We start from the raw sequence: 6,075 nt of genomic DNA, 5'->3' as shown, positions 1-6,075 counted from the left end.
CGGTCCGTCCGGTCCGTCTGGTGTGTCGAGGAGTCCGGTGCCGGCCGGCGGGGCCGGTGCGGACGCGGGTCCGGTCGTGCCGGGCCCCGGCCCGCAGGTCCCGGGCGGGGTGCCGTTCTCGCCCGGGTCCGCTCCCGGCTCGCCGGCGCCGGTGCGTACCGTGTCCGGGATCGACGCCCCGGACACGTCCGCTGTCGGTCCGGGTGCGGGGCAGCCGGTCCCGGCCGGTACCGGCACGGACCAGCCGGCTGCCGGTGCCGGTACGGGTCAGCCGGCTGCCGGTGCCGGGCAGCCGTCCGCTGCTGCCGGCCAGCCGTCCGTCGGTGCTGGTGCCGGTGCTGGTTCTGTGACGGTTCCGGGCGGTGGCGGGAGCCAGCCGGTGCGGTCCGTGGACGGGCACGGTGCGTCCGGCGGGGCGTTCGAGGTGCCTGCCGGTGACGGTGTGGAGGGGCAGCCGTCGGCGGGGACGGATTCCGCGGCGCCGCCCGCCACCGGGGCCCCGGGTGCCGCCTCGTCCAACGCGCCCCACACCGCGACGACGGGAGGCAGACCCGCCCACATAGGGGAGAGTGCCCAGGCGCAGCATCCCCAGGACGCCACCGACGGCCAGGAGGGTGAGGACGGCACCGCCGCTCAGCCGGGTAACTCTGTGGTCACGGCTGCGACGGCGGTCTCCGGGGCCGGCGCGAGCGCCGTGTCCCAGGCGGGCCAGCCGGTTCCTGCCTCCACCGGGGGCGGCACCGCTGCCCCTGCCGGCGTTGTGGCGGGCGGCACCCATTCTCCGTCGGCGGTGGCCAAGGGTGATGCCACGGGTGTGAACGGCACGGGCGTTCGGGGCACGGAACTTCACGGGGGCGCCGACACCGAGTCCGCCACTCAGGGCGACGCCGACACGACGGCCATCGACCCGAGGCCCACCCGTACCGGCTCCGCCACCACGGCTGGCACCGTCACCGGGGAGAACCTCTCCGACACCCCGGTCACCGGGCCACCCGCCGCGGTATCGATCACGACCGTGTCTTCCGGGTTGTCCGCCCCAGGAGCGGACAGTACCCGGACCGTGACGCAGGCGCAGGCGCAGGCGCAGGCGCAGGCGCAGGCGCAGGCGGGCATGGAGGCGGAGGCGGATGCTGTCCCCGCCGTCCCTGCTGTCTTCGCGGCTACGACGGCCGCGGGCCCCGGCCGCGAACGGGACGGTGAGAAGACCGACAAGCGAGCGAGTTCGCAGTCGCGGGGGCTGTTGGAGTCCGGCGAGCCGGGGACCGCCCCGGTCGCCCAGGACACCGCGGAGGGTGACGGGCCGCCCGTCCGCCTGTCCACTGTGTCGGGGCCCGGCACCATGACGCGGGTTCCGGACCGGGACCCGGTCCCCACTGCGTCCGAAGACGAGACCACCACGCCGGCGGACATCGCACCCGATGACGACACGGAGACCCTCGTCGACGCCTCGTCCGAATCTGGCGACACCCTCGTCGACGCCACCGAAGCCGGCGGCAAGACCGCGGCGGACGGACCGAAGAAGGCCGCGAAGGAGACCCGGTTGCCGCGGTCGCGGGAGGAGATCTCCCGTTGGATCGCCGGTCTCACCGCGGCGGCTGGCGACACGGCGAAGCCCACCGTCTGGGAGAGTGACGCGGCTGCCCCTCTCATCGGCATGGCGCTCACCCAGGACGAGACGACCGATGCCCTGAACCAGCGGTTCCGCACCGCGAATCTGGACGCCGTGCCAGGGGGGCGGGCACGCCGGGACATGATCGTCGCCGCAAGGTCCGCGGTGACGGGCCCGCGCCGGGTGAGACTCGTGCCGCCCGCCCTCGATCTGCGGGCGGCAGGCGACGGGAGGGCTCCGCGCCCGCCGATCGGACCCCGTGCCTCCGCCACCCCGCGCATTGTCCGGGTCCCCGGCACGACCGGCAGCGGGACACCGGACACCGGCACCACCCGGCGGCCCCCCGCGAGGACGCCCGGGACCCCGCGGCCCGCGCAGGTTCCCGGGGCTGCCGGGGCTGTCCGGCGGACCCCGGCCGCGTCGTCCGCCCAGGCGCCGCGGTCCGCCCGTACCCCCGGTACCGGGCGGCTGCCCCGCACGGCGAGGACCGCCCGGCCTGTGCTCACCCCCCGGACGCCCTTGACCGCCGTCACCCCCCGGACGCCCTTGACCGCCGGAGGGGGCCGTCTGCCGCGTACGCCTGTCAGTCCTGGCCATGTCCGGGCCTCCGCCGTCCGGGAGTTCAGTGCCGACCCCCGCCGGTTCCTGGCTTCGAACGTCGTCTCGCTGGACATGGCGGCCGGACTGCGGTCCTACGCCCCCCGGCTGTCGGCGCAGGACGCGGTCAAGGTGGTCGCGGCGCTGAACGACACCTCCCTCAGGCGCCACTGGTTCGTCCTCGTCGAGGCCGGCCGGGACACCACCGGCAAACCGGAGTACGTGCTCGCCCCGGCGGTCGAGAAGTACGCGCAGTACTACCCGCACGTCGCCGCGTTCACCGCCCTGCCGCCCGGCCGGCTCCCGGTCATGCGCCGGGACACCGCCTATCTCCAGGCCGGTTTCATCCCTTACCTCACCGGCGCCACCAGCGATCTGGACCGCGCGATCGGTCACGCGGAGGTGGTCCGCGACCCGAGCGACGAGGAATTCAGCCCGGACTTCGTGTTCACCCCGACGATGAACGGCTGCGCTCTCGCCGTCACCGCCGCAACGGCCCCCGGCCGCTTCACCGTCTGGCACTTCCAGTCGCCGTCGGCGTTGTCCAACGTGGACAACGCCGAGAGGTTCCGCCGGACCAAGCAGCCCACCGACTGGTACGGCGACGGCGAGTACTACCAGGTCGAGCCCGCCGGCCCCGCCGGCCGGAGCAACCCGATGTTCGAGACCACCAACCTGCTCTGGCGTGGTCCGGACGGTTGGGAGGTGCTCAGCCAGGAGAACCACACCGGGCACGCGGAGAAGTCGGTCACCCTGCACCGCTTCCAGCACCGGCCGGTCAGGCTCACGACCGGACAGGAACTGCGCCACCTCGTCAGCGTCTACCAGGGCATGGCCCGCGCGGAGGTGCTGGAGGACAACGACATCCAGCGCACCTACCGCAACCTCCTCGCGACCAAGCCCCGCAGGGGCGAGGACGCGGCCTATCACGGTATCGCGACGCTGTACCGCCTCATCCAGGCGCAGTCCGAGGCCGAGACCCGGCGGATCGGCGAGGCGCAGACCTTCCAGGACCTCCAGCGCCTGGCCGCCGACTTCCCGCGCGAACGCGCCGAGATGCTGCCCATGTTCTCGCAGCTCGTGCCCGAACTGCTGGGCAGGAGCACACCATCGCTCTTCACCAGCACGCAGGAGCGGGACCGGATCAGGCGGCGCGCCGAGCACACCCAAAGACTCGTCCAGCTCTTCATGGACAACAAGCACCGCACCTGGATCACCAGGATGGGCCGCGAGGCGGCGGAGCACGCGGACCGGCACCCCACTGCCGTCACAGGAGCACCGGGCCCCGCGCGGAACACCGGTCAGGGCACCCCCGGCCCCCGGCCGGGCGGCGGCGACGTCATCGTCCGCGCCGCCCGCCTCGACACGGCACCGTACGAAGCGGTCCTGACGCAGGCCCTCAGCAAGGCCACCCTCTCCCCCGGGCAGCGTGAGCGCCTCCAGCGGGCCCTCGACACACACCGCCCGGCACCGGCCGCCCAGGAGACACACCCGCAGACCCCGGGGACGGCGACGCGGGGACCGGCGCTACGGCTGCGCGGCGGCGCCGCCGGCGGGCCGTCCCCCGACGGATCCGGGGCGGAGCACCCGGACACTCCGGCGTGGCTGCCGCACACCCGGGCGGACGGAACGCCGCTTGCGGCGGGCGAGGGTCTGGCACAGGTGCGGGCGGCGCTGAGCGGCTCCCTGCGTGTGGGGGACGTACGCGGGGACGGCGACTGCTTCTTCCACTCCTTCCTCCTCTCCCCGAACTCACCGCGCGGATGTTCGGCGTCCACGTCCGCGTGGTCCAGTGGAACCCCCGTCACGCGACCCGTATCGCGGAGTACTCGCTGGCCGGTGGAGCCGCGTCGCCGGCCGGACGGCCCGATTTCACGCTGGTCCGGCTCGACCACGGTGAGGGGGCCGAGCACTGGGCGCCCACCCTGCCGTACGACGCTCCCCTTCCCGCCGGGACCACGGTGGCCATGTGGTCCCCGCCCGGGGCCACCGGCCCGGCGGCCGACAGGAGCACCGACGCCGCGGGGGACACCTCTTTCGCCGCCTCGCCCGGCGCCGACTCATCGGACGGCAGCCTGTTCGGAGGGGACTCCTCCGCCTCGCCGACGCCGGAACCCGAGGGTATGGTCCTCGACGTGGACACGCACATAGCCCTCCCCGGACCGCAGGCCCAACAGGTCCTCGGCGCCGCCGCATGGATGCTGTGGCACGCGGCGCCCGTCCCTGAGGGATTCCCGATGCTTCAGGGAAGGGGCCCCACCCTGCCCCCCGAGAAGAACCGGGAACTCTTCGAGCTGCTCAGAAGCAGAAGAGCCTCCGGGGCGGGCCTCGATGACACGCTGGGAGGAGTCTGGGAACACGTCAGAGACGCTCACGGCGTTCACCTCCCCCTCGCCGAGATCAGCCGCCTCAACCTCGCGTACCAGTGGAGCGCACAGAATCTCGACCGCGGTGAGGGGTGGGGGGCCGAGCATCGGCCTCTGCCCCCTGACCACCCGGTCTTCCGTCCGCTTCCGGAGGATATTCCCTCGAATGACGCCCTCAGGCTGCGGGCGGCGCAGCGGTACATCTTCGTGTTCGGATCCGCCAAGAGCATCGCCAATTACCCCCCGCGCAGGGGCCGGAGCTACATAGCCGAACCGGCGCTCAGCAGCTGGGTCCGCCGGGCACGCGCCGGTGCGAAATTGCACGGGTCGACGCGGCAAGCGCTGCTCGATCTCCGTGTGATCGGCGAAGAACGGGCGCCGGAGGAGACCGCAGCCGCTCCGGACGGCAACGGAGCGGCTGAGGGGACCGCAGCCGCTCCGGACGGCTTCGACGCATACGTCATACCTCCCGACGTGCGCGTGTCCCCTGTGACCCGGGACCGAGTCGCGGTGATCAACGCCTACTACCGTGCCTTCCCCGAACGGATCGGTATGCGTCCCCCCAAGGGACATGCTAATGAGTCCGATGAAACTCCGTTGAGGAGGGCGTCCACTCTCGCCACCACACTGGCCAGGACCGGTATGGATCCCGAGAACACGCATCTGCTCCATGCCTTCAGTCACTTCGGTGTGAAAATGGAGACGCGCCAGCGTGACGGCAAAATAAGGATCTTCCTCTCAGACGGAAAGGATTCCCTTACGCAGCCTCGGAAGCCGCCGAATAACTATCGGAGAAATCTGAAGCGTCTCACGAAGGACGGAATCGAAGCAGAGTCGAAGAGTGCTGCCAGCATCGCCAAATTGATGCGGCTCGGTAATTGGTGGGAGCTGCGGGAGGGGAATTACAACCGCCTGTTCCTGAACCTGCACGAAAGAACCCGTGGGGAACAGCTGAATCGCTTCCATCGTGAGGTGGGGATCGAACGAGGGGTGGTACCGCCGCTCACTCCCGGCGCTGCGGCGGAGGGCGGCAGTGTGTACGACGTCCTCGACGAGCGGGTACCGCAGTGGCGGGCCGCTCTGGACGCGGCGGATCCGGCCGCCCAGGACCAGCCAATGGACGTGGACCCGGCCGCCCGGGACCAGCAGATGGACGTGGACTCCGAGGACGGTCCGGCGGACACGGCCCCGGATCCCGGCCCAACGGCGGACACGGCCCCGGATCCCGGCCCAACGGCGGGCACGGCGCCGGGCCCCGGTCCCAGGGGCGACGGAGTGTCCGGCGGTACGCCACCTGCCAGGCGGGTGTTCGCCGAGAGGTGGCTGAGCCGTCGGCCGTCCGTTCCGGCGAACTGGTCCGCCGACACCCTTGTCGCTCTGTGGGACGGGGCCGACCGTGTCCTGGCTGTCGAGCAGGGGCGGATAGTCGCAGCGCTGCGGGACCGGCCGGAATATGGGCAGGAGGTGGCACGCGTACAGTCACTGGGCCTCGATTCGGCGCGG

1 protein-coding gene and 2 pseudogenes are annotated in these 6,075 nt (G+C 72.4%); 2 read left to right on the top strand and 1 reads right to left on the bottom strand.

Features of this window, described 5'->3' with window-relative positions; all coding sequences use genetic code 11:
• Nucleotides 1–400, bottom strand: a pseudogene (locus IE94_RS40695) (hypothetical protein); the annotation flags it as partial.
• Between the two features lie 660 nt (nucleotides 401–1,060).
• Here IE94_RS40695 and IE94_RS0133910 point away from each other — a divergent pair.
• Together IE94_RS0133910 and IE94_RS40125 are read left to right on the top strand one after the other, a co-directional pair.
• Nucleotides 1,061–4,357, top strand: a complete 3,297-nt coding sequence (locus tag IE94_RS0133910; RefSeq protein WP_157849439.1) for a hypothetical protein — start codon at nucleotides 1,061–1,063, stop codon at nucleotides 4,355–4,357.
• Nucleotides 4,342–6,075: pseudogene (locus tag IE94_RS40125) on the top strand (hypothetical protein); the annotation flags it as partial. The gene IE94_RS0133910 and the pseudogene IE94_RS40125, both read left to right, overlap by 16 nt.

This window comes from Streptomyces violaceorubidus, assembly GCF_000717995.1.
Lineage (GTDB): Bacteria > Actinomycetota > Actinomycetes > Streptomycetales > Streptomycetaceae > Streptomyces > Streptomyces violaceorubidus.
Note: the sequence above shows the minus strand (reverse complement) of the source record. Positions and strands in the feature narration are given on the sequence as shown.